The 22,935-nt window shown below is 66.7% G+C and carries 22 protein-coding genes; 12 read left to right on the top strand and 10 right to left on the bottom strand.

Translation table 11 applies throughout. From position 1 onward, the window contains the following. Positions 1 to 12: 12 nt before the first annotated feature. Both K0O62_RS26950 and K0O62_RS26945 read left to right on the top strand, forming a co-directional pair. Positions 13 to 1,926 (top strand): DNA polymerase III subunits gamma/tau, encoded by a 1,914-nt coding sequence (locus tag K0O62_RS26950; RefSeq protein WP_220045480.1) that lies wholly within the window; start codon positions 13 to 15, stop codon positions 1,924 to 1,926. Positions 1,927 to 1,989: 63 nt separating this feature from the next. Beyond that, positions 1,990 to 3,123 carry a diguanylate cyclase domain-containing protein gene (locus tag K0O62_RS26945; RefSeq protein WP_073859243.1) on the top strand — a complete coding sequence of 378 codons (1,134 nt, stop codon included), beginning with the start codon at positions 1,990 to 1,992 and terminating at the stop codon, positions 3,121 to 3,123. On the opposite strand, the gene K0O62_RS26940 is transcribed toward K0O62_RS26945, so the two are convergent. Continuing rightward, positions 3,062 to 4,366 (bottom strand): class I SAM-dependent methyltransferase, encoded by a 1,305-nt coding sequence (locus K0O62_RS26940; RefSeq protein WP_073859244.1) that lies wholly within the window; start codon positions 4,364 to 4,366, stop codon positions 3,062 to 3,064. The genes K0O62_RS26945 and K0O62_RS26940 overlap by 62 nt on opposite strands. Continuing rightward, a complete protein-coding gene (locus tag K0O62_RS26935) occupies positions 4,363 to 5,745 on the bottom strand; it encodes an FAD-binding oxidoreductase (protein WP_073859245.1) in 1,383 nt (460 codons plus the stop codon). Before K0O62_RS26935 ends, K0O62_RS26940 begins: the two co-directional genes overlap by 4 nt. A 70-nt stretch (positions 5,746 to 5,815) precedes the next feature. On the opposite strand from K0O62_RS26935, the gene K0O62_RS26930 reads away from it, so the two are divergent. Continuing rightward, entirely contained in the window at positions 5,816 to 6,253 is a 438-nt protein-coding gene (locus tag K0O62_RS26930) for an SRPBCC family protein (protein ID WP_073859246.1), read from the top strand. Here the strand turns inward: K0O62_RS26930 and K0O62_RS26925 are convergent. Then, on the bottom strand, positions 6,250 to 6,957 hold the full coding sequence (locus tag K0O62_RS26925) for an Rv3717 family N-acetylmuramoyl-L-alanine amidase (RefSeq protein ID WP_073859312.1): 708 nt from the start codon (positions 6,955 to 6,957) through the stop codon (positions 6,250 to 6,252). The genes K0O62_RS26930 and K0O62_RS26925 overlap by 4 nt on opposite strands. A gap of 152 nt (positions 6,958 to 7,109) precedes the next feature. On the opposite strand from K0O62_RS26925, the gene K0O62_RS26920 reads away from it, so the two are divergent. The 3 genes from K0O62_RS26920 to K0O62_RS26910 all read left to right on the top strand — a co-directional run bounded on the left by K0O62_RS26920 (position 7,110) and on the right by K0O62_RS26910 (position 9,082). Then, on the top strand, positions 7,110 to 7,439 hold the full coding sequence (locus K0O62_RS26920; RefSeq protein ID WP_073859247.1) for a YbaB/EbfC family nucleoid-associated protein: 330 nt from the start codon (positions 7,110 to 7,112) through the stop codon (positions 7,437 to 7,439). A gap of 15 nt (positions 7,440 to 7,454) precedes the next feature. After that, entirely contained in the window at positions 7,455 to 8,066 is a 612-nt protein-coding gene (recR, locus tag K0O62_RS26915; RefSeq protein ID WP_073859248.1) for a recombination mediator RecR, read from the top strand. 104 nt (positions 8,067 to 8,170) lie between these two features. Next, positions 8,171 to 9,082 (top strand): type IV toxin-antitoxin system AbiEi family antitoxin, encoded by a 912-nt coding sequence (locus K0O62_RS26910; RefSeq protein ID WP_073859249.1) that lies wholly within the window; start codon positions 8,171 to 8,173, stop codon positions 9,080 to 9,082. A 35-nt stretch (positions 9,083 to 9,117) separates the two neighbouring features. On the opposite strand, the gene K0O62_RS26905 is transcribed toward K0O62_RS26910, so the two are convergent. After that, on the bottom strand, positions 9,118 to 9,825 hold the full coding sequence (locus tag K0O62_RS26905) for a type 1 glutamine amidotransferase (RefSeq protein ID WP_073859250.1): 708 nt from the start codon (positions 9,823 to 9,825) through the stop codon (positions 9,118 to 9,120). Continuing rightward, positions 9,822 to 11,159, bottom strand: coding sequence for a Mur ligase family protein (locus K0O62_RS26900; protein ID WP_083603735.1), 1,338 nt, complete (start codon positions 11,157 to 11,159; stop codon positions 9,822 to 9,824). Before K0O62_RS26900 ends, K0O62_RS26905 begins: the two co-directional genes overlap by 4 nt. 73 nt (positions 11,160 to 11,232) lie before the next feature. Between K0O62_RS26900 and K0O62_RS26895 the strand changes: the two genes are divergently transcribed. Then, the gene (locus K0O62_RS26895; protein ID WP_073859251.1) at positions 11,233 to 12,222 is read left to right on the top strand and encodes a DEDDh family exonuclease; all 990 of its coding nucleotides are present in this window, start codon (positions 11,233 to 11,235) and stop codon (positions 12,220 to 12,222) included. Between the two features lie 77 nt (positions 12,223 to 12,299). Further along, on the top strand, positions 12,300 to 12,563 hold the full coding sequence (locus K0O62_RS26890; RefSeq protein ID WP_097933989.1) for a class I SAM-dependent methyltransferase: 264 nt from the start codon (positions 12,300 to 12,302) through the stop codon (positions 12,561 to 12,563). Between the two features lie 12 nt (positions 12,564 to 12,575). On the opposite strand, the gene K0O62_RS26885 is transcribed toward K0O62_RS26890, so the two are convergent. Together K0O62_RS26885 and K0O62_RS26880 are read right to left on the bottom strand one after the other, a co-directional pair. Beyond that, entirely contained in the window at positions 12,576 to 13,820 is a 1,245-nt protein-coding gene (locus K0O62_RS26885; protein ID WP_073859252.1) for an ethanolamine utilization protein EutH, read from the bottom strand. Positions 13,821 to 13,871: 51 nt separating this feature from the next. Then, positions 13,872 to 14,642, bottom strand: a complete 771-nt coding sequence (locus K0O62_RS26880; RefSeq protein WP_073859253.1) for an SDR family NAD(P)-dependent oxidoreductase — start codon at positions 14,640 to 14,642, stop codon at positions 13,872 to 13,874. Positions 14,643 to 14,970: 328 nt separating this feature from the next. Between K0O62_RS26880 and K0O62_RS26875 the strand changes: the two genes are divergently transcribed. Further along, positions 14,971 to 15,831, top strand: a complete 861-nt coding sequence (locus K0O62_RS26875) for a mycofactocin-coupled SDR family oxidoreductase (RefSeq protein ID WP_073859254.1) — start codon at positions 14,971 to 14,973, stop codon at positions 15,829 to 15,831. 9 nt (positions 15,832 to 15,840) lie between these two features. Here K0O62_RS26875 and K0O62_RS26870 read toward each other — a convergent pair whose 3' ends face one another. Further along, positions 15,841 to 16,497, bottom strand: coding sequence for a 3,4-dihydroxy-2-butanone-4-phosphate synthase (locus K0O62_RS26870; RefSeq protein WP_073859255.1), 657 nt, complete (start codon positions 16,495 to 16,497; stop codon positions 15,841 to 15,843). Between the two features lie 120 nt (positions 16,498 to 16,617). On the opposite strand from K0O62_RS26870, the gene K0O62_RS26865 reads away from it, so the two are divergent. Next, entirely contained in the window at positions 16,618 to 17,115 is a 498-nt protein-coding gene (locus K0O62_RS26865) for a flavin reductase family protein (RefSeq protein ID WP_165637055.1), read from the top strand. A gap of 31 nt (positions 17,116 to 17,146) precedes the next feature. Further along, on the top strand, positions 17,147 to 17,461 hold the full coding sequence (locus K0O62_RS26860; RefSeq protein WP_097933987.1) for a cupin domain-containing protein: 315 nt from the start codon (positions 17,147 to 17,149) through the stop codon (positions 17,459 to 17,461). A 16-nt stretch (positions 17,462 to 17,477) separates the two neighbouring features. Here K0O62_RS26860 and K0O62_RS26855 read toward each other — a convergent pair whose 3' ends face one another. Further along, positions 17,478 to 18,074, bottom strand: a complete 597-nt coding sequence (locus K0O62_RS26855; protein ID WP_207551007.1) for a TetR/AcrR family transcriptional regulator — start codon at positions 18,072 to 18,074, stop codon at positions 17,478 to 17,480. Positions 18,075 to 18,465: 391 nt separating this feature from the next. On the opposite strand from K0O62_RS26855, the gene K0O62_RS26850 reads away from it, so the two are divergent. Continuing rightward, positions 18,466 to 19,545, top strand: coding sequence for an LLM class flavin-dependent oxidoreductase (locus tag K0O62_RS26850; protein WP_073859259.1), 1,080 nt, complete (start codon positions 18,466 to 18,468; stop codon positions 19,543 to 19,545). A 67-nt stretch (positions 19,546 to 19,612) separates the two neighbouring features. On the opposite strand, the gene K0O62_RS26845 is transcribed toward K0O62_RS26850, so the two are convergent. Further along, the gene (locus K0O62_RS26845) at positions 19,613 to 22,753 is read right to left on the bottom strand and encodes an NAD-glutamate dehydrogenase domain-containing protein (RefSeq protein WP_234800286.1); all 3,141 of its coding nucleotides are present in this window, start codon (positions 22,751 to 22,753) and stop codon (positions 19,613 to 19,615) included. Between the last annotated feature and the right edge of the window lie 182 nt (positions 22,754 to 22,935).

Here is a 22,935-nt window from a genome sequence, read left to right as displayed (position 1 = left end):
AACCTGCTGACCGTGGCGCTCTACCGGAAGTACCGACCCGCAAGCTTCGCCGAGGTCGTCGGCCAGGAGCATGTCACCGCGCCGTTGTCGACGGCGCTGTCCGCCGGACGCATCAACCACGCGTACCTGTTCTCCGGGCCGCGCGGCTGCGGCAAGACGTCGTCGGCGCGCATCCTGGCCCGCTCGCTGAACTGCGAGCAGGGCCCCACCCCGACCCCGTGTGGGGTGTGCGACTCGTGTGTGGCGCTGGCGCCCAACGGCCCGGGCAATGTGGACGTGTCCGAACTGGACGCGGCCAGCCACGGTGGTGTGGACGACACCCGTGAACTGCGCGACCGCGCGTTCTACGCGCCGGCCCAGTCGCGGTACCGCATCTTCATCATCGATGAGGCCCACATGGTCACCAACGCGGGCTTCAACGCGCTGCTCAAGATCGTCGAGGAGCCGCCGGACCACCTGATCTTCGTGTTCGCCACCACCGAGCCGGAGAAGGTGCTGCCCACCATCCGGTCCCGCACCCATCACTACCCGTTCCGGCTGCTGGCGCCCAAGACGATGCGCACCCTGCTGGAGCGGATCTGTCGTGACGAGGGCGTCACCGTGGAGGACGCCGTCTACCCGCTGGTGATCCGCGCCGGCGGCGGATCCCCGCGCGACAGCCTGTCGGTGCTCGACCAACTGGTCGCCGGCGCCGACAACAACCACGTCGTCTACCAGCGGGCGCTGTCCCTGCTGGGGGCGACCGACGTCGCGCTGATCGACGAGGCGGTCGACGCGCTGGCCGCCGGCGATGCCGAGGCGTTGTTCGGGGCGGTGGAGTCGGTGATCGACGCCGGACACGATCCGCGCCGGTTCGCCACCGATCTGCTGGAGCGTTTCCGCGATCTCATTGTGCTGCAAGCGGTTCCGGATGCCGCCGACCGTGGGGTGGTGGACGCCCCGGACGGTGTGCTGGATCGGATGCGTGAGCAGGCCGGCAAGCTGGGTGCGGCCACGCTGGCCCGCTATGCGGAAGTGGTGCACGCGGGTCTCGGCGAGATGCGCGGGGCCACCGCTCCGCGGCTGCTGCTCGAGGTGGTGTGCGCCCGGCTGCTGCTGCCCTCGGCGCACGACACCGAATCGGCTCTGCTGCAACGTATCGAGCGGATCGAGACCAGGCTGGACATGGCCATCCCCGGCGATGGCGCCGTGCCGCAGGCCACCGCGCCGATCCCGGCTCGGCAGTTCGTCCGGGCGAGCAGGGCGCAGGCTGCGGCCGAATCCGCGCCGGCATCCCCGCCCGAGCCCGCCCCGGCACCCCCGCCCGAGCCCGCCCCGGCACCTCCGTCGGCGCCCGTTCCGACGCCCCCACCGACGCCCGTGCCGCAGCCGCGGCCACTCCCGCAGCCCGAGCCCGCCCCGGCACCCGAGCCGGTGGCGCCGACCCCGCCGCCGGTCCCCGAACCCGAGCCGGTCCCGCCGCCGGCCGCGGCGCCGCCCGCCCCGGCGGTCGGCCAGCCGGATGCCGCCGCGGTTCGTGCGATGTGGGACACCGTGCGCGAGAAGGTGAATGCCCGCAGCAAGCCGGTCAACGCCATGCTCGCGGACGCGATCGTCCGGGCGCTGGACGGCGACACCCTGGTGCTCAGCCACCGGGCGCCGCCGCTGGCCCGGCGACTCAGCGAGCAGCGCAACACCGACGTCATCCGGGAAGCGCTCAAGGACGCTCTCGGGGTCAACTGGCAGATCCGGTGCGTGCCGGACTCCGGGGAACCGGCACCCTCGGACGCCGGTCCGGCGCCGCGGCAGGACCGGGAAGCCGAGGAGGAGCGCATGCTGGCCGAGGCCAGCAGCGACACCTCGGATGTGGTGCGCCGCGATCCGGAGGAAGTGGCGATCGAACTCCTGCAGAACGAACTGGGCGCCAAGCGCATCGACCAGAGTTAGCTGGCGCATTTCTGGGGTTGGGCTAAGCTGTTTGCTCGGGACAAGGGTTCCGAGAGGTAGGCAGTGACCAACCCGATTGCTGAAGCCTGGGGTGCGCGTGAGTATCGGTTCGCGACCCGCGCGCTGACCGATGGCCGCTTCATGCGGCTGTTCGTCATGGTGACCGGGGTGAGCTGTATCGGGATGGCGGGATTGCTCGTCATCGTGCAGTTCCATCCGGCCGGGCCCACCGGTGTCCCGGTGCGGGTCCTGCACATCCTGGTGGCGGCGTCGGCCGTCGCGGTGGGCTGGCGCTGGATGCGCGGCCCGTGGCCGTCGTACACCCAGGCGATCGCATTCGTGGTGTGGGCCGACATCGCCCTGGTGTGCACGGTCGGCACCCTGTCCACCGCGGCGGCGCAACTGTCCGCCATGACCTATATGGGCATCGTCGGGGTGTTCGCCGGTTTCCTGCTCGGTGCGCGGGTCCTGCTGGTGCACTGTGTGCTCGGCGCCGCGGTGATCGCGGGCATCGTTGCCCGGGCTGTACTGGTCGGGGAGCGCAGCGGTTTCGAACTGTTCATCTATTACATGCCCGCGCTGGTGTGGGTGGTGATCGTTCCGCTGGTGGGGTCGGTGTTGATCGACATGGGCCGACGGGCGATCGTCAAGACGGCGCGGTCGGCGCACTACGATTCGTTGACCGGGCTGCGCAACCGGCGTGGCATGTATGCCTCGGTGGGACAGGCGTTGGCGCGGGGACCGCAGGCGACGGTCGCGATGGCGGTGTGTGACATCGACCGCTTCAAACGACTCAACGATTCCGGTGGGCATGCGGCAGGCGACGCGGCGCTGGTCGCACTGGCCGCCAGACTGCAGGAGGTGGCCCGCCCGGACGAGTTCACCGCGCGCATCGGCGGCGACGAACTGGTCCTGGTGTCGCTGCTGGACGGGGATGCCGCGTTGCCGAAGTTGGTGGACAGGGTGCGTGCGCTGACCCGCGTGCAGCTCGGCGACGTGGAGTTCACGGTCAGCATCGGCATCGCGGCGATGTCCCCGTCGGAGCCGCACTTCACCGTGGACGCGGTGGTCCGGCATGCCGACTCCGCCATGTACGAGGCGAAACGTGCCGGTGGGGCGATGTGCGCGGGCTACCCTACGGAGTCCACCACGGCCGCATCGGCAGATCGCCGTCGTGTCCCTGGTCGTTCAGCTTGACCGCCAGAACCTGGTGCAGCTGAACCACATTCGATTCGAAACCGAGTCGCGAACCGGCCATGTAGAGTCCCCACACCTTGGCCGTGGGCAGCCCGACCTCGGCGACCGCCTCGTCCCAGTGCTCGACCAGGTTGCGGCCCCAGTCGCGCAACGTCAATGCGTAGTGCCGGCGCAGGTTCTCCTCGTGCAGGACCTCGAGGCCGACATCCTGGGCCTCGGCGATGATGCGCCCGGAACCGGTCAGCTCGCCGTCCGGGAAGACGTAACGGTCGATGAAGAAGTTCGCCGTTGCGCCGGCCCGGTTGTTCGGCCGGGTGATGCAATGGTTGAGCAGCAGGCCGCCGACGCGCAATTTCGCCTGCAGGAACGCGAAGTACGCCGGGTAGTTGGCCACCCCGATGTGTTCGGTCAGGCCGATCGAGGACACCGCGTCGAAACCGGACTCGGTGACGTCGCGATAGTCGCCGTGGCGCACCTGCGCCAGATCCGTCAGGCCTTCGTCGGCGATCGCGCGCTGTGCCCACGCCGCCTGCTCGGCCGACAGGGTGACGCCCAGCGCGCGGACCCCGCGCCGGGCGGCGTAGCGCACCATGGAGCCCCAGCCGCAACCGACGTCGAGCAGCCGGTCGCCGGGCCGTAACCGCAGCTTCTCGAACACCAGCCGGTACTTGTTGTCCTGCGCCTCTTCCAGGGTGGTCTGCTCATCCGGATAGCAGGCACAGGTGTAGGTCATCGACGGGCCGAGCACCCTCGCGTAGAACGCGTTCGACACGTCGTAGTGGTGATGAATCGCCTCGGCGTCGCGGGTCTTGCTGTGCCGCAGTCCTTCTGCGACCCGTCGCCAGCGCGGTAGCGCCTCTTGCGGAGGTGGTGGGATCGGCACCAGGTGCTCGATCCCGATAGAGGAGATGATCGACGCCAGCACCCGTGCGGGTGGACGCTTGATCTTCATCCGGTCGGCCAGTGCCCGCAGCAGGTCATACGGGTCGCCGGGGTGCACCCCCAACGGTTCTATGTCACCGGACACATAGGCGCGGGCCAGGCCCAGCTCGCCCGGGGCGGTCGCCAGGTAGGTGGTGCCACGGGGTGTCTTGAGATCCAGACCCACCGCGGCGTCCGGCGGGCCCGAGGTGCTGCCGTCATAGGCGGAGAACCTCAACGGAAGTTTGCTTGAGGCAAACAGTTCCAGAATCTCGGCGAGGTTCATCCGATGCTGATCCGCGCGGTCTTTGAAGGTCGTCATTTCCTGCGCACCGCCTTGTCGTAGAGGTTGAGCAGTCGCGAGTCGGGGTCGTAGGTCTTTTTCACGGACGTGTAGGTGTCACCGCCGTAGAGCGCATCGAATTCCTCGGCGCTGTAGAAGGATTCCGAGTACAGCGACTTGTGCCCGCCGAGTTCGGACACCTTGGCCTCGATGAGGCGATTGGTGTGCCCGGGGGTGGGGCCGACCGGCACCGAGGACCAGAACCCGATGTTCACGTAGGTGCGGTGCGGTTGCAACGGATACAGCGGCCATTGCGCGTCGGTCTCACGCAGCCGCAACGGGCAGATCCAGATCGGTTCGATGGCAACGTTGTCCAAGAACCAGTTCAGGAATCCGGCGCAGTTCTGCAGCGGTACCTCGACATCCTGCACCACTCGCTCCCGGGCCGGGCGGCCACGGCGCTTCTCGATCCGGTCGGCGATGTCGAAGCGCTGGTCGTAGCCGATGAGCTTCCAGTAGAAGCTGCTGCGTCGGTAGCGTCGCGGCCACACCCGCCGCAGCGTGGGGTGCTGCGCGCCGAACGCCCTTGAACACCAGAACCAGTCGGTATCCCACCGCCACAGGTAGTCGGCGATGGTGAGGCGGTCGTGGCGTTCACCATCGGCATGCTGGATGGACCGGTAGTAGATGTCCTGGCCGGTGTAATCGCTCACCGGGCCGGCTGTGTCGGTCTGGATACCCAGGCAGAGATAGCTTTCCTCGGCGCTGAACACCACCCCGTCCAGGTAGTGCACCGGCACACCCTGGTACCCGCGGGTCTCGATGATGCGGTCCATCGCCGCGACCATCTCGTCGATCGAATGGAAGCGCAGGTGGCGCAGCGCGACGAACGGCAGCACCGGCTCCAGCTCGATACGCAGCCGCACCGAGTAGCCGAGCGTGCCGTAGGAGTTCGGGAAGGCGCGATACAGATCCGGGTGTTCGTCTCTGCCGGCGGTGACGAGTTCACCGGCGCCGGTGAGAATGTCGAGCTCGAGCACCGATTCGTGCGGCAGCCCGTTACGGAACGACGCGGACTCGATGCCCAGTCCGGTCACTGCGCCGCCGAGAGTGATCGTCTTGAGTTGCGGAACCACCAATGGGGACAGGCCGTAGGGCAGCGTCGCGGCGACCAGATCCTCGTAGGTGCACATGCCCGAGACATCGGCGGTGCGCGCCACCGGATCCACCGCGATGACGCCGGTCAGTCCGGAGGTGTCCAGACCCGGCGCAGTGTTGCGCTCCCGCGTCCGGAACAGATTCGACGTGGGTTTGCTCAGTCGCACAGTCGCTGTCGCGGGGATGGCGCGATAACTCGCCAGTAGACGCTGCACGCCCTCCCCGTGTACAGCTTGCGCGTCGGTTGCAAGAACAGACACACATATACGCTAGTCCTCGGTCGCCGACGACGCGACCGAACCGATACGTGATGACAGGAGTTTTGCACTCATGGGACAGGTCAGCGCTTCCAGCACTGTGTTGATAGATGCCGCGCCGGAAGCTGTGCTCGCCGCGGTCGCCGATTACCAGACGGTGCGGCCGAAGATTCTCTCCTCGCACTACAGCAATTACTCCGTGCTCGAGGGTGGTCAGGGCGCCGGCACCGTGGTGACCTGGAAGCTGCAGGCCACCAAGTCGCGGTCTCGCGACGTGAAGGCCGCCGTCGACGTCGCGGGCAAGACCGTGATCGAGAAGGACGCCAACTCCTCGCTGGTGACCAACTGGACGGTCGCGCCCGCGGGCACCGGCTCCACGGTCACCGTCAAGACCTCCTGGACCGGCGCCGGCGGCGTCAAGGGCTTCTTCGAGAAGACGTTCGCGCCGTTGGGTCTGCGCAAGATTCAGGACGAGGTGCTGGGCAACCTCAAGAAGGAACTCGAAGGCTAGCTGTTGGCCAACCAGGTGGCGATTCCACGCGCCACCGCCTCGGCGTACTTCTGCCGGCCGGCCTCCGACTCGATCAGGGCGGAGTCGGCCGGGTTCTTCATGTTGCCCAGCTCGACCAGGATCGACGGGAACTGGGCATGGTTGAGCCCGGCGATATCCGAGCGCGGGTTCAGGCCGTTCGAGCCGATGTAGGTGGCCGGTGGGATCCCCGATCCCTGCAGCTGATCGCGCATGATCTGGGCGAACTGCACCGACGGACCGGCCTGGACGGTGTTCAGCGGCGGCGACGAGTACAGCACGTGGAACCCGCGGCCGGTGGCCGGCCCGCCGTCGGCGTGGATGCTCACGATGGCGTTGGGCCGTAGCGCGTTGGCCATCGCCGCCCGCTCGTCGACGCATGGGCCGACGGCGTCGTCGTTGCCGCGTGACATCGCCGTGCGCACCCCGTTGGCGTCCAGAATCGCGCGGACACGCAGCGTGACATCCCAGTTGAAGGTGTGCTCCGGATACCCGGAGTTCGTGGTGGTGCCGCTGGCCTGGCAGTCCTTGGTGCCGCCCCGGCCGGTGGGAACCTGGCGGCTGATGGATGCGTCGTTGGCGCCGTTGTGGCCGGGGTCGAGGAACACGATCTTTCCGGCGATCGCACTCGGTGCGGCAGCGGCAGGCGGAACGGCGGAGGAGGACAGGCCGGCGGCGGCGAGCATGGTCGCTGCGGCGATGGCGCCGACACGCAAACAGGTGGGGACGTGCACGCCGCCACGGTAGTCGCGGCGGCGGCTAATGTTGAAGGGCAAACCGCCTCGGGCTCGCGAGTGGAATGAAGTCGAGACCAGGTCGCAATCAAGAGGGGACAGTCATGCAACCCGGTGGTCAGCCCGATATGTCTGCGCTGCTCGCGCAGGCACAACAGGTCCAGCAGCAACTGATGGAGGCGCAGGAGGCGCTGGCCAACGCCGAGGTGCACGGCCAGGGCGGCGGCGGCCTGGTGCAGGTCACCATGAAGGGCAGCGGTGAGGTCATCGCGGTGGCCATCGACCCCAAGGTGATCGATCCCTCCGATCCGGAGACGCTGCAGGATCTCATCGTCGGCGCGCTCGCCGACGCCGCCAAGCAGGTCACCATCCTGGCCCAGACCCGGCTCGGCCCGCTGGCCGGCGGGATGGGCGATTTCGGGCTTCCGGGGTAGCTGACTTGTACCGCAATGTTTGAGGGACCGGTTCAGGACCTGATCGATGAGCTCGGCAAGCTGCCGGGTATCGGGCCCAAGAGCGCCCAGCGCATCGCGTTTCACCTGTTGTCGGTGGAACCGCCCGACATCGACCGGCTCACCGCGGTGCTCGGCCGGATCCGCGACGGCGTCACCTTCTGTGCGGTGTGCGGCAACGTCTCCGACGAGGAACGCTGCCGAATCTGCAATGACCCGCGCCGGGACGCCTCGTTGGTGTGTGTCGTCGAGGAGCCCAAGGACATCCAGGCGGTGGAACGCACCCGCGAGTTCCGCGGGCGCTACCACGTGCTGGGTGGGGCGCTGGATCCGCTGTCCGGGGTGGGACCGGACCAGCTGCGCATCCGTGAACTGCTCAACCGGATCGGGGAGCGGGTCGACGGTGTGGACGTCGCCGAGGTCATCATCGCCACCGACCCCAACACCGAGGGTGAGGCGACCGCGACGTACCTGATGCGGATGCTGCGCGACATCCCGGGCCTGACGGTCAGCCGGATCGCCTCGGGTCTACCGATGGGCGGTGACCTGGAGTTCGCCGACGAGCTGACGCTGGGCCGTGCCCTCGCCGGCCGCCGCGCCATGGTCTGAGTTTTTCTCGCCCAAACGAACAAACGGGCGGGAAAGTGTGAGTAGATCCCACCATTTCGTCAACCTGGACACGGCCTGTCGGACCTGCGGACGAGCATGCCGACATGACCGAAATATTTCTGGGCAGAGAAGCCCTTGGAGAGGGGATGCCCCGCCAAGATTTGCGCCGTTGGTACCGCCCGCTGTTCCGTGGCGTATGGGCACCGAAGAACGCGATCCCGACGCTGTCCGACCGGGCGCGGGCGGCCTGGCTGACCTCCGGGCGCACCGGGGTGATCACCGGAGTCGCGGCGTCCGCGCTGCATGGGGCCGACTGGGTCGACGACACCGAACCGATCGAGATCCTCACCGCCCAGCGCCGGCGCCAGCCCGGTCTGATGGTGCGGATGGACCGGATCGGCCCGGACGAGACGACGCTGATCGACGGGATCCCGGTGACCACCCTGGCGCGTACTGCATTCGATCTGGGCCGCTATCAAACGCGGTCCAAGGCGATCGGCCGCCTCGATGCGCTGATGCGCGCTGCCCCGTTCGACCGTGCCGAAGTGACCACGCTGATGCAGCGCTACGGACCCGTGCGGGGCGTGCGGCAACTGCGCGAACTCCTTCCGCTGGTCGACCCCGGGGCGGCATCGCTGAAGGAGAGCTGGTTGCGACTATTGTTGATAGACAACGGGTTTCCGATACCCGAGACGCAGATCCCGGTGTTCGACGAGTACGGCCGGGTGTTCGCCTATCTGGACATGGGGTGGCGGGAGATCGGGCTGGGCGTCGAGTATGACGGCGATCAGCATCGGACTTCTCGACCGCAGTACGTCACGGACCACAAACGGTTGCCGAAAATTCATCAGCGTGGCTACGAGGTGATTCGGGTCATCGCGGAGGATACGAAGTCGGAGATCCTGGAACGCGTCGGGGAGGCCTTTGGCCGCCGCGGCGGCACCGAGATTGACGAAAAGGTGTGGGACTCTCGTACTTTCCTGCCCATTTGTTCGTTTGGGCGGGAAGTGGCGTAGGGGTCGCGGCGGGAAAGGGCCTGGGTGTGCCGACCCTAGACCCGCCGCGGGGCGGCCAACCGCTCGGTGCGCAGCAGGTTCACCTCGGGCAGTTCCAGCGGCGGTAGGTCACCGACCACCTGGGACAGCAGATGATCGGCCAGTTCCGGGTTACGGGCCAGGCACGGCCCGTGCAGATAGGTGGCCACCACACTGCCCTGCACCGCGCCGTCGTAGCCGTCTCCGGCGCGGTTACCCGCACCCTTGGTGACCGCGCCCAGGGGAGCCGCATCGGTGCCGAGAACCGTTCCGCCGCGGTGATTCTCGAATCCGGTGAGCGGCTGGGACAGCCCGGCCAAAAGCGGCTTGGAGGACACCTCGCCGATGGTGCGGGTGTCCTGCGGTGAGGTCGTGACATCGAGCAGGCCGACACCGTCGACGCGTTCTCCGGCCGACGTCTCGTACCAGTGGCCGAGCACCTGGATGGCGGCGCAGATGGCCAGCACCGGTGCGCCGCGCACGGCCGCACGCTGCAGGCCGGGGTACCGGATGAGGTGCTTGGTGGCCAGCCGCTGCGCATAGTCCTCGGCGCCGCCGAGGGTGTAGATGTCCAAGGAGTCGGGCACCGGATCGGACAGCGTGATCTCGACGATCTCGGCGTCGATTCCGCGCAACCGCAGCCGTTGTCGCAAGACCACCGCATTGCCGCTGTCGCCGTAGGTGCCCATCACGTCGGGCAGTACCAACCCGATCCGAACCGTCACGAGACTCGCCTGTTCAGTTGCAGGAACGCGGTGTAGTTCGCGATCACCTCGACATGGCCCGGCGGGCAGGAGGCGATGGCGGCGACGGTGTCGTGCACCAGGGTGTGCTCCACCCCGGCGTACCCGAGGCGCACCGCCAGATCGGTTCCGCGTTCACCGGCGGCCACCACCTGGGTCCGTTCGAAATGCTCGAATCGCACATCCCACAACCAGGACAGATCCTCACCGTCGGGAACCTGGCCGTTGACCGAAATCACCACTCCTGCAGCGTCTTTGTCGATCATCGACAGTGCTTCCTGCCAGCCGGCCGGGTTCTTGGCCAGCAGCAGCCGGGCGGTGTGGTCGCCGACCTGGACGGTGCGGTACCGGCCCGCGACCTCGTCGACGGTCGACACCGCGGCGACCGCCGCGACCGGGTCGGCGCCGAGTGCGACCGCGGCGGCAACCGCCTGGGTGGCGTTGCCGCGGTTGACCGCGCCCGGCAGCGCGAGCGTCATCGGTGCCGAAAAGCCTTCCGGGCCATGGATCTCGGACTCGTCGTAGGTCCACTGGGGAGTGGGGCGTTTGAAATCGCTTCCGGTGGAATACCAGTGACTCCCGTCCCGGACGATGATCTCACCGGATCGCGGGCAGCTCACCGAATCGCCGGCCCAGCTGCCGCCGGCGGCCACCCAGACCACGTTGGGGCAGTCGTAGGCGGCCGAGGTCACCAGCACGTCGTCACAGTTGGCGATCACCACGGCGCCGGGGTGCCGGGCCAGCCCCGCACGCAGCGTGCGTTCGATGTGATTGATCTCACCGACCCGGTCGAGCTGATCGCGGGACAGGTTGAGCAGCACGATCACCGACGGTGACACCGCGTCGCTGACGTGCGGCACGTGCATCTCGTCGACTTCCAGAGCGGCCAGATCGGCGTTGCGGGCTGCGGCCAGTGCGGCCACCAGACCGGCGTCCATATTGGCGCCCTCGCTGTTGCTGGCCACCGGGCCGAGGGTCTGCAACGCCGCGGCAATCATCCGGGTGGTGGTGGACTTGCCGTTGGTGCCGGTCACCACCACCGTCCGGCGGCCGGAGCCGAGCTGGCCGAGGACGGACTTGTCGATCGTCATCGCGACCAGGCCGCCGATCATCGCGCCGGCGCCACGTCCGGTGACGCGGGAGGCCCAGCGTGCGGCCGCGCCGGCACCCAGCGCAAGGCGACCTCGCAGAGTCAGCCCTCGGTTGCCGGGATCATTCCCCGGGTCGCTGCGCTCCCCCCCGCGAGCGGGAGGTACCCCCAGCCCGCCGGGATCGTTCCCCGGGTCGCTGCGCTTCTGCCCGCCGGTCGTGCCCATCCTGCGAATATTAGGTGCCCGACACGCGGCGGTGCGATTCGGTGTTGTCAGACCCCCGTGCCATCCTCGGGGTATGAGCCAGTGCTGGGGCCGTCCGTCGGCCGAGGCGGGCACCGGATGGGCCGTCGTCGATGTGGAGACGACGGGTTTCCGGCCGGGCCAGGCGCGGGTCGTGAGTGTCGCGGCGCTGGCAGTCAGTGACGACGGCAGCATCGAGCAGAGCGTGTCCTCCCTGCTCAATCCGGGGGTGGATCCGGGCCCCACGCATGTGCACGGCCTGACCGCCGAGATGCTGGACGGCCAGCCGACCTTCGGGGATATCGCGCCGCAGCTCATGGAGGTCCTGCACGGGCGGACGCTGGTCGCCCACAATGTGGCGTTCGATTACGCGTTCCTGGCCGCCGAGGCCGAGCTGGTGGACTCGCAGCTGCCCGTCGACACCGTCATGTGCACGGTGGAGCTCGCCCGCAGGCTGGACCTGGGCACGGAGAACCTGCGTCTGGAGACGCTGGCCCGGCACTACGGCGCCACGCAACTGCGCCCGCACGACGCCCTGGACGACGCCCTGGTGCTCACCCAGATCCTCAAGCCCGCGCTGGTCGCGGCCCGCGAGCGCAAGTCGTGGTTGCCGATCCGGTCGGTCAGTCGCCGGGTATGGCCCAACGGCCGGGTGACCCACGAGGAGTTGCGGCCGCTGAAGGTGCTGGCGGCGCGGCTGCCGTGCGAGTACCAGAACCCGGGCCTCTACATCCCGGGGCAACCGCTGGTGCAGGGCATGCGGGTGGCGTTGTCGGCCGAGATGACACGCACCCATGAAGAGGTGATTGAGCGGATCCTGCACGCCGGGCTGGGCTACGCCGAGACGGTGGACCAGCAGACCTCGCTGGTGATCTGCAACGAGGCCACGCCCGACCAGGGCAAGGGATACCAGGCCGTTGAGCACGGTATCCCGCTGGTCGGCGATGCCGAGTTCATGGCGCTGATCGAGCATGTGGTCGGTGGCACCGACATCGAAGAGTTCGTCGACACCACCGGCGACGGCGACCAGTTCACGCTGTTCTGAGCCGCCACCGACGGGCCTCTGCCATCCGTCGCTCAAGAATCCATTGCTGCACGGTGCGTCCGGTATGGCGACGCATCATGGTGGTCAGGTATCCGGTGTCGTCGTTGACGCTGCACCACCTCGATCCCGATGCCCGGGAAGCCGCGCTCACCGAGTCGTTTCGGGTGCTCAAACCGGAAGGGCGCCTGCACATCGCCGATGTGCAGGCGCAGAGATTGGCCGATATGGCGCGAAACCACGGCTTCGAGGTGGCCGAACTCGGGTCGCGGCGGCTGAACGTCTTCGGGTCGGTGCACTTCCTCCGGTGTGTCCGGAAGAGGGTGCACCGACCCGAAGATTGATCAGATGGGACGTCAGGCGAGGACCGGGTCCCCGTCCTTGTCCTTGTCCGTCTCGTTCTCGTCGGCTTCCTCCTGCTCGAACCGCTTCAGGTAGGGCACCGCCAGCCAGATCGCGATGGCCACCGCAATGGCGCCACCGGCGAGCTTGCCGATGATCATCGGGACGATCATGTTCGGCTGGAAGTTGGCAGTGAATGCCAGGTAGTCGCCGATGGCGAAGGCCGCACACACCGAGAAGGCGATGGTCAGCACCCGGTCCCGCGGCGGCATCAAGGGCACCACCCGGAACAGCGCGAGGACGTTCGTCGCGCCGGCCAGGAAACCGGTCATGCCGGCCTCGGAGACCCCGAACCGGTCGCCGACCGCCTGCAGCGGCTTGGCCAGACCCGTGCGGATCGCGTAAACCATCGGGAAGGCACCGGCCAGCATGACGCCGATGTAGCCCACGACCTCGAGCGCCCGGAACTGATCCTCGGCGTCGGCGATGAACGGTGCCAGCGGGAATGAACCGAAGATCATGGTGAACACGCCGGTGAAGTACTCGACCACGTTGGCCGTCATCGAGACGGTGGTGACGATCAGGATGACCTTGCCGAACACCAGGAACGCCTTGACCATGAAGTCGGTGAAGAACTTCAGTGCCAGGGCCATCGCCACCATGATGATGACCAGCGGAATCAGGTTGAGGAGCACCTCTCCGAAGGAGAGGTCGAACGGCTTGGTGCCCGGGCCAGAGGTGTCGATGCCCTCACGCAGCAGCACACCGCTCTGCATCAGCAGCAGCGCCATGGTCAGCGAGGTGAACGGGATGGCCAGCAGACCGCACATGGTGCCCAGCGCCATGTACTTGTGATCCTTCTTGTCCAGCATGGCCAGACCGACCGGGATGGAGAAGGCGATCACCGCGCCGGCGGTCAGGCTGACGGTGAAAGCCAGGATCCAGGCCGCGTGGCTGTTGGTGACCTCCAGCGACAGCGCGTAGGCGCCCTGATCGCTGGGCAGGAAGGTGCTGACGGCGATCGCCGGGTCTGAATGCAGCCACTCGTAGATGGGGCCGATGAACTTGTCGATCATCGGCACCAGCAGCGGAATGATGCCCATCATGCCGGCCACCGGGATGAAGATCTGGCCGATGGTGTAGATGCCGTCCCGGAATTCGCCCGCAAGCGGGGACTCCGGACGCACGATGTAGGCGCCCGCGCCGAGCACCATGAATCCCATCATGATCCATACGATGATCTGTCCAACGAGTTCCAAGGTGAATCACCCTCTCAAATCAGAAGTAGTGTGGCGGAAGAACCTGAGAGCTCAGCGACCGGCCAGATGTCCGCCGTCGATCAGCAGTTCGGCGCCGGTGATGTAAGAGGCGTCGTCGGACGCCAGGAAGGCGACCGCGCCGGAGATCTCGTCGGCGCGGGAGAAGCGGCCCAGCGGGATCGATTCGAGGATCTTCTCTTCTGATCCCTCGGGCAGTCCCGCGAGCTCCTCTTCGAGCATCGGGGTCGCGATGTAGCCGGGGTGAATGCTGTTGACACGGATGCCTTCTCGGCCATACGTGATCGCGGTGGACTTGGTCATCAGGGTCACCGCGCCCTTGGACGCGACGTAGGCGATGTAGCCGTCGGCGCCGACGAGGCCGAAGATGCTGGAGGTGTTGATCACCGACGCGTGGTCACTCTTGCGCAGCAGCGGGACGGTGGCCTTGAAGGAAAGCCAGATGCTCTTCTGGTTGATGTCGATCATCCGCTGCCAGGACTCTTCGGTGGCCTGCTCGGCGTCGTAGAGATCCGCGATACCGGCGTTGTTGACCAGGATGTCCAGCCGCCCGTGATCAGCGTCGATCTCGGAGACGATCTCCTGCCAGTGCGCGAAGCTGCTGACGTCCTGCTTGCGGAAATGCACGTCGAGGCCCTCTGCGCGCAGCGCCGCCTCCAGTGCGGAGCCGGTCTTGGTGTCGACGTCGGAGAAGTAGACGATGGCACCTTCCTGGGCGAGCCGGCGGGTGTGGGCGGCGCCCTGGCCGTTGCTGCCACCGGTGATCAGTGCGATGCGTCCGACAAGTCGGCGAGGAGTCGTCATGCTGAGTGTTCCTTATCTCTGTGATGTCCAGTGCGCCACGGTCTGTCGGTGACCGCCCGCTTCGGATATCCGGGAATGCTGCCAGCGGATGGCTGGCGCCGCGACCCGAATGTGGACATATGTAGAAAGTGTGATCCAGCCGACAATAACCACGAATAGGCGCGAGTGTCAACGAGGCGCCGAAGCGGCAGGCGCCGGTTCACATGAACGTAATACTGTTGGCCAACAGCAGGATTGCAACTTCTCGGGAAGCCATTGACAGCGGCGGCGCGCATCCGTACCGTGCACTCAATTCCTACAAATGTGGGAAAAAGCAGGTAGGAGTGACATGAGCAACCCGTTGGACCTGACCGGAAAGGTCGCGTTCGTCACCGGCGCCGCCCGCGGGCAGGGCCGCTCGCACGCGATCAAGCTGGCCGAACAGGGTGCGGACATCCTGGCCATCGACATCTGCAAGCAGATCGATACCGTGCCGTATCCGATGTCCACGCCGGCCGATCTGGACGAGACGGTGCGGTTGGTGCGCGAGACCGGTCGTCGCATCGTTGCCGGGCGGGTCGATGTCCGCGATCTCGGAGGCCTGAAAACCTTTGTCGATCAGGGTGTCAAGGAACTGGGGCGACTCGATGTCGTGGTTGCCAATGCCGGGACGGTCAACGACATCGCCCCGATGTGGGAGATCTCGGAGGAGCAGTTCCAGGATCAGCTGGACACCAACCTCACCGGTGTCTGGAAGACCGTCAAGGCGACGGTGCCGCATCTGATCGAGCAGAACCAGGGCGGATCGGTCATCATCATCAGTTCGATCTCCGGGCTGGTCGCCGAGCTCAACGTCGGTCACTACGCCGCGTCCAAGCACGGCGCCAACGGGCTGATGCGCACCCTGGCCGGCGAGCTCGCCCCGCACTGGATCCGGGTCAACTCGGTGAACCCGACCAACGTCGACACCCTGATGATCAACAACGATGCTTACAACACACTCTTCTCGGGCGGTAAACCCGATGCCACGCAGGAGGATTCGATCCCCGCGCTGAAGGGCATGAATGCGCTGCCGATCCCGTTCGTGCAGCCCGAGGACATCAGCAACGCCGTGCTGTACCTGGCGTCCGATGTCAGCCGCTATGTCACCGGCACCGCCATGGTGGTCGATGCCGGTGCCATGGGCCCCTTCAAGATCCCGAACGACTGAGGTCCGCCGCTACCGCGCCCGGTAGAACGCGGCCAGCACATCCTCACGCAGGACGTATGCGAGCCCGTTCTGCCGGGCGATCGCAGCGCCCTCCTCGGGCCCGGCCACCGAGCTGGGATCGCCTTCGGAAGTCAGTGCGCAGTATGTCGCGGTGGGCACAGAATCGGCGGCCAGGCGGGCCAGCGCGAGTGCCAGTTCGGCGGTGCCGGGTGCATGCGGTGGAGTCATGTCGGCGGCTACCGGGATCACGTGCCCGGGACGGACGAAATCGTCTATGCCACAAGCGGGATCGCTGATCAGGCGAACGGTGCGTGCGCGGTCGGTTGCCGAGATTCCGGTTCCGATCCCGACTGCGGCGTCCACCGCGACATGGAAACGACTGCTCGACGAATGGTGGTCGGCGGCCATCGGAGGAATGCGCAACTGGCGCAGCCGATCTTGTTCTACGGCGACGAAGAGCAGGCCCGAGCCCGCCTTGATCAGCCGGGACACCCCGGCCGGGGTCGCCGCCGAGCTCAGCAGCACCAGCGAGGATTCCGTGCCGTCGGACAGCACGACCGGCTCGCCGGCGGTCATCGCGCTGCATGCCCGGCGGACCCGTTCGGCGCCCAGTTCGGATACTGGTGTCGGCTCATCCAGTTCTGCAGCAAGCAGTTTCGTGTTCATGGTCCGCCTTCCGGTCCAGCGTTCGCTACGGGTTGACGTAACCCGCAAGTACGTAGTTTCATCATATGTAGAAACTCGGCAATGTGAAGAGTTCTTCGAAGATTGGGGAGCGAGATGCCCGTGAGGACAGAACAGAGTGCGGATTACCGCACGGTGATGGGCAACTTCCCGACGGGCGTGGTGGTGGTCAGTGGCCTGGCCGACGGTACGCCTGTCGGTCTGACGGTTCAGTCCTTCATGTCCCTGTCACTCGACCCGCCGATGATCCTGCTGTCGGTGGATCGGAAGTCGACCAGTTGGCCGCTGATCGCGGCGACCGGGAAGTTCGCGGTCAACGTGATGGCGGCAGATCAACAGGCGGTGGCGCTGACCTTCGCCAAGTCGGGCACGGACAAGTTCGCCGAGATGCGTTGGGCGCCGGGCACGGAAACCGGGGTCCCGTTGATCGAGGGTTCGCATACCTGGATCGAGGCGCAGGTGGCGGACACCTTCGACGGTGGAGACCACGTGATCATCACCGCCGATGTACTGAGTATGCAACTGGCACAAGACGAGCGGTCCGAGCCGCTGGTGTTTTTCCGATCCAGTTTCCGGCAGCTCGGCACGCCGGATCTGTAACAACAACCCTACGAAGAATGAGGATGGCACTGTGATCAAGCGTTACGACCCGTTGACCGTGGAACTGACCGAGAGTGAGAAGCCCGGCAACCCGCCGGCGCGCTCGGCGGTGCTGTACACCGCGGATGGCCAGAAGCACGGCGTGTGGGAAGCCGAACCCGGTGTGCACAACGGCTACCAGGGCCAGGAAACCGTCGTGATCCTGCAGGGTCGCGCTACGGTCACGGTTGAATCCGGGCAGACGGTCGAGGTCGGCCAGGGTGACCTCTTCATCTGTCAGCCCGGCGAGAAGATGACCTGGACCGTGCACGAGAAGATCCGCAAGGTGTTCGTCATCAACCAGTGACGGCGCCGGAGGGCGGCTACGAGGCCTTTCGCCTGGTAGCCGCCTTCTTTGTAGGCTTTTTCGCCGGCTTGGCCGCTTCCTGCCGACGCGGATAGCCCCTGGCGGGGTCCAGCGCGAGGGTGGCTTTGAGGAGCTCACGCAGGCCGGCGTCGTCCAGTTCGGTGCCATTGAGTACCCGATGCACGGTGGACCCGTCCCAGATCGTCTCCAGCATGTGGGCGACCCTCGGCGACACGTAGCGTTCGACCGCCGTGCGAGCCCGACTGGACCACTTGTGGCCGAGTTCCCGGTATGCGTCCTGGCGGCCGGCCTCGGCCAGCAGTTCCCATTCCAGAATCGCATTGCCCATATCGGTCGTCATCGCGTTGACCAGCGTGAGAATCGCGTCGACCAGGTCATCGTCCGAGGTTGCGCCCTCGAAGTGGTTCTCGTAGCGGACCGAGACGCGCTCCACGTAATGCGCGAACGCATCGAGAATGAGGTTGTCGAGGTTCTCGTAGTGATAGGTGCTGCTACCCAGCGCCACGCCGGCGTAGCTGCACACCTTGCGGTGTGTGACGCTCTTGACCCCGGATTCGCGGATGATCTGGAGTGCGGCCTCGACGAGGGCCATGGCGGTCGCCTCTGAGCGGCTGCCCGATCTCTTCACCGTCGACTCCTGACTGTGCGTGTTTTGGTGAGGGTACCGCAACCATTACCGGCACCCGGGTGAGCGCCATGCAGAACCCTACGAATGTAGAAAGTGCAGGTCAGCGCGGCGCAAGTCGCACTGACCTGGATGATCGTGCGGTGCAGAGCGAATTCCCCTGTGCCCGTTGACTTATGTAAACAGAAGATTTCTTCGTCCTAGCTGTTGACACCCGCGCCACCGCGTCGCTACGTTGGCCGCTATCGCGTTGTTTCTACAAATGTACGAAAAGTGCGAGTCGCGTCAAGCAGGGGCAGATCCCCATGGCGGCAAGGTTTCCCGATATCTCCGCACACCCCTACGGAAGGACACCGAGATGAAGTTCGGCATCTTCAACATCCCCTATTCGCGCGCCTATTCACACGGCAAGCGCACGGCCAAGCAGGTCATCGACTGGGACCTGACGCTGACCAAGTGGGCGGATGAGTACAACTGGTCGGAGGCCTACTTTGCCGAGCACTACACCCTCGGTGGGGAGCCCAGCCCGGCACCGGACGCGATGATCGCGGCCGCCTCGCAGATCACCTCGCAGATCAAGCTCGGCGCCGCTGCCCACCTGCTGGCCTACCACAACCCGATCGCGTTGGCGCACCGCATCATGTGGCTGGACCACATGACCGAGGGACGCTACATCGCGGGCTTCGCTCCCGGCGCGTTCCCCAGTGACGCTCAGCTCTTCAACACCGGTAAGCAGAACCCGGAGATGATGACCGAGGCGCTGGAGATCATCGAGAGCATCTGGTCCAAGAAGGGACCGTTCCGGATCGAGGGTAAGTACTGGACCGTCGACATGCCGGCCTACGACGACGACATCCACGGACCGCACCTGGTGCCCAAGCAGGAGCGCATCCCGGTGATCATGACCGGCATGCAGGCCAAGTCGCCGACCCTGGCCGTGGCCGGTCGCAACGGCTACTTCCCGATGAGCCAGCAGGTGCACAACTCGGTGCTCAAGGAGCACTGGGCCACCTACGCCGAGGCTGCCGAGGCCGCCGGTCACACGCCCAACCGGGCCGACTGGCGCATCTGTCGCGACGTGTTCGTCGCCGACACCGACGAGGAGGCACGCGAGGGCTACCTCAACGGTGCGATGGGTGATCTGTGGGGCAACTACAACATCCCCACCTTCATCAAGCTCGGCATCGGCGAGATGATGACCGGCGGCACCATCACGCTGGAGGAGCTGTCCGCCGAGTGGATGGTGGACAACTTCCACTTCGTGGGTTCGCCGGAGACTGTCGCCGCCAAGATCGAGGAGCTGTACAACGAGGTCGGCGGCTTCGGCTCGCTGATCTCCTTCGGCCACGAGTACACCGACAACCCGGACGTCTACCGACGCAGCTTCGAACTCGTCGGCACCAAGGTGCTGCCCCAGGTCGCGCACCTGAAGCCCTGAGGCATCAGCACCACAGTTTGACCGGACCAGCCGGGGTGAGCACCGCTCACCCCGGCTGTTTCATGTCTCAGCCCGGCTGATTCGCGTTGGTGAGCCGGCGGATCTGGGTGGCCGCCACCGACACCACCGCCAGGTCGGGATTCTCGACGGCGAGGAAATCCTGCAGAGTGCGCCGCGCCCGTTCGATCCGCGGCCGGTTGTAGGCCTCGAACTCGGCGATGATGTCCACCGGGCCCGGCCCGGCGCCGACCATCCGGTTCACCTCCCTGGCCAGGTCGCGCAGTGACCGGTACAGGTCTTGACGCAGCGCCAGCCGGGCCAGCCCGTTCCAGCGGCCGCCGCGCGGCAGCGCGGAGACGGCCAGCAGCAGATGGTCGACCCCGAGATGTGCCGAGAGCTCGAAATAGATGTGCGCCAGGTGCGTGGCATCCTCACCGTCGGCAAGCGCCATGTCGACGATGTCGAGAAGGCTGTAGGCGTACAGGGATTCGCTGATCCTGCCGGCGACACCGGCCGGGGTTCCGCGGCCGACGAAGTCATCGAAGATCCGTCCGGCGGTGGCGAGTTCGTCCCCGCGCAGCATCTCGGGCAACTTGCCGCGCAATGTCGCGACAGGATGGCCGAACCGGGCGATCTCATCGGCGATGGACAGCGGCTGGGGCCGATTCAGCAGGAACCAACGGGAAGCACGGTCGAGCAGACGGCGACTCTCCACGATCAGCGCATCGGTGAGGGCGGGGGTCAGTGCCGCGGAATGGATGTCGTCCCAGAGCTGATCGAGGTCGAAGACCTCGGACACGATCGCGTGCGCCCGCACGATATCGCCCGCGGTGGCTCCGGTCTCTTCGGCCAGCCGGAAGGCGTAGGTCAGACCGGAGGTGGCCAGCAGGTGGTTGACCACCGTGGTGGCGATGATCTCGCGGCGCAACGGATGCTCTTCGACCTGTGCGCCGAGCCGACGGCGCAACGTGGCCGGGAAGTACCGGTGCAGCGCGGCCGTGAAATACGGGTCCTCGAACTCTTCGGATGCCAGCAGTTCGGCCTTGAGATCGAGCTTGGCGTGCGCCATCAGGGTGGCCAGCTCGGGGCGGGTCAGGCCCGCACCGGATTTGGCCATCGCCGCGAACTCCTCGGCGCTGGGCAGCTGCTCCCGCTCGCGGTGCAGGCCGCGCTTGTCCTCCAACATCGAGATCATCCGGGCGTGCACGCTGACCAATGCGGCCGCGTCGGAGCGCGAATCGCGCAGCAGTCGGTTGTGCGCGGTGTTGTTGGCCAGGACGTGGGCGGCGACCTCGTCGGTCATCTCGGCCAGCAGCGCGTCCCGCTCGGCGATCGGGAAGCGGCCGGCCAGCAGGATCTTCAGATTGACCTCGTGATCGGAGCAGTCCACGCCGGCCGCGTTGTCGATGGCATCGGTGTTGATGTGCCCACCGCGGCGGGCGAATTCGACCCGCCCGCGCGGCGATACCCCGAGGTTGCCTCCCTCCACGATGACCCGGGCCCGGACGTCGGCGGCGTTCACCCGCACGCCGTCGTTCACCTTGTCGGCGACCTCGCTGTGTTGCTCGTCGCCGGCCTTCACATAGGTGCCGATGCCGCCGTTGAACAGCACATCGACGGGGGCCCGCAGGATATGGCCGATCAGGTCGTTGGGGGTCAGGTGCGTGGGTGATTCGGTGATGCCGAGAGACCGGCGCATCTGCTCGGACACCGCGATGGTCTTGGACTCGCGGGACCAGACCCCGCCGCCCGCGCTGATCAGGGTGCGGTCGTAGTCGTCCCAGGACGAGCGCGGCAGCGCGAACAGTCGCTCCCGCTCGCCGCGGGCGGCCTCGGCCGAAGGGACCGGGTCGACGAAGATGTGCCGGTGGTCGAAGGCGGCCACGAGTCTGATGCCGCGGCGCAGCAGCATCCCGTTGCCGAACACGTCACCGCTCATGTCCCCGATGCCGACAACCCGGAATTCATCGGCATCAGCGTCGATTCCGAGCTCTTCGAGATGGCTGTCACCGCTGACCCAGGCGCCCCGGGCGGTGATGCCCATCGACTTGTGGTCGTAGCCGGCCGATCCGCCGGAGGCAAACGCGTCGCCGAGCCAGTAGCCGCGTTCCAGCGCCACGGCGTTGGCCGCGTCGGAGAAGGTGGCGGTGCCCTTGTCGGCGGCCACCACGAGGTAGGGATCCTCGCCCTCGGTGTCGTTGTCGACGACGTCGAGCAGGGCGGAGACGAAATGCCGGTAGCAGTGCAGCGCCTCCTCGCGGCCCGCGGCCGGCTGCCTGACCACGAAGACCCCCTTGGCGCCGACCGGAACGATCACCGCGTTCTTCACCGCCTGGGCCTTGACCAATCCGAGCACCTCGGCGCGGTAGTCGTCGTGGCGGTCCGACCAGCGCAGCCCGCCGCGGGCCACCAGGCCGAAGCGCAGGTGCAGCCCCTCGAACTCCGGTGCGTAGACGAAGATCTCGGACAGTGGTCGGGGCTGCGGCAGTTCGTCGATCTGCTGGGCATCGAACTTGTGCACCAGGTACGGCGCCGCCGCGCTGAACGCACCGTCGTGGAAGGCGTTGGTGCGCACGGTCGCGTTGATCAGATTGCGGTAGGCACGCAGGACACGGTCGGCGTCGATATGGGCGACCCGGTCGATCTCGGCGGCGAGTCGCTCATCGGCTGCCTCGATCGCCGCGGCGTCGGCGCCGTCCTTGAACCGCGTCTCGAACAGTGCCACCGCGGCGACGGCCGCGCCCGGGTTGTCCAGCAGCACCTGCTGAATACGGTTCTGGCCGTAGGGCATCGGCAGCTGCCGCAGGTAGCGGCTGTAGCTACGCAACACCGCGACCTGTCGCCAGTGCAGGCCGGCCACCGGGATCAGGGCATTGAACCGGTCGGCTTCGATCCGGCCCGCCCAGACGGCGCGGAAGGTGTCGCAGATCTGCTCGGACGCGACCGGGCCGTTCGTGTCCAGCACCAGATCGTAGACGTGGCACACGGACCCGTCCGGCCTGTTCCAGGAGTTGGTGTGCTCGTTGATGACCTCGAGGTCCATGCTCTCGAGTGCGGGCAGCATCCGGCGCAGCGGCACCGGATGCAGCGCGGACAGCGAGAACCGCAGTCGGCCCTCCTCGGCGGTATCGGTCACACCGACCGCGATGTCATCACCTGCCAGGGCGGTCTGACGTTCGGCATCGAAGAACGAGGCGTGCGGGATCACGAATTCCTCCTGGACGTGCCGCGTCGTTGCGGCACGAGTTATAGCGATTCACAACCGATTTGGCCCGGCGGGCCGTCGGCTATGAGTCTCCAGGGGAAACTGTGAAAGCGACCGGATCACTCCGTTACGGATTGACGCGCGATCAATACAGTGTGTAACCCAGTCCACAGTGATGGGGTAGT

The sequence above is a fragment of the Mycolicibacterium diernhoferi genome, assembly GCF_019456655.1.
Lineage (GTDB): Bacteria > Actinomycetota > Actinomycetes > Mycobacteriales > Mycobacteriaceae > Mycobacterium > Mycobacterium diernhoferi.
Note: the sequence above shows the minus strand (reverse complement) of the source record. Positions and strands in the feature narration are given on the sequence as shown.

Bases quoted from the DNA above. Each gene is read 5' to 3' on its own strand.
- K0O62_RS26940 (WP_073859244.1), bottom strand. From the start codon at position 4,366: ATGACGACCTTCAAAGACCGCGCGGATCAGCATCGGATGAACCTCGCC.
- K0O62_RS26930 (WP_073859246.1), top strand. From the start codon at position 5,816: ATGGGACAGGTCAGCGCTTCCAGCACTGTGTTGATAGATGCCGCGCCG.
- K0O62_RS26925 (WP_073859312.1), bottom strand. From the start codon at position 6,957: ATGCTCGCCGCCGCCGGCCTGTCCTCCTCCGCCGTTCCGCCTGCCGCT.
- K0O62_RS26920 (WP_073859247.1), top strand. From the start codon at position 7,110: ATGCAACCCGGTGGTCAGCCCGATATGTCTGCGCTGCTCGCGCAGGCA.
- recR (WP_073859248.1), top strand. From the start codon at position 7,455: ATGTTTGAGGGACCGGTTCAGGACCTGATCGATGAGCTCGGCAAGCTG.
- K0O62_RS26910 (WP_073859249.1), top strand. From the start codon at position 8,171: ATGACCGAAATATTTCTGGGCAGAGAAGCCCTTGGAGAGGGGATGCCC.
- K0O62_RS26900 (WP_083603735.1), bottom strand. From the start codon at position 11,159: ATGGGCACGACCGGCGGGCAGAAGCGCAGCGACCCGGGGAACGATCCC.
- K0O62_RS26895 (WP_073859251.1), top strand. From the start codon at position 11,233: ATGAGCCAGTGCTGGGGCCGTCCGTCGGCCGAGGCGGGCACCGGATGG.
- K0O62_RS26890 (WP_097933989.1), top strand. From the start codon at position 12,300: ATGGTGGTCAGGTATCCGGTGTCGTCGTTGACGCTGCACCACCTCGAT.
- K0O62_RS26880 (WP_073859253.1), bottom strand. From the start codon at position 14,642: ATGACGACTCCTCGCCGACTTGTCGGACGCATCGCACTGATCACCGGT.
- K0O62_RS26875 (WP_073859254.1), top strand. From the start codon at position 14,971: ATGAGCAACCCGTTGGACCTGACCGGAAAGGTCGCGTTCGTCACCGGC.
- K0O62_RS26870 (WP_073859255.1), bottom strand. From the start codon at position 16,497: ATGAACACGAAACTGCTTGCTGCAGAACTGGATGAGCCGACACCAGTA.
- K0O62_RS26855 (WP_207551007.1), bottom strand. From the start codon at position 18,074: ATGGCCCTCGTCGAGGCCGCACTCCAGATCATCCGCGAATCCGGGGTC.
- K0O62_RS26850 (WP_073859259.1), top strand. From the start codon at position 18,466: ATGAAGTTCGGCATCTTCAACATCCCCTATTCGCGCGCCTATTCACAC.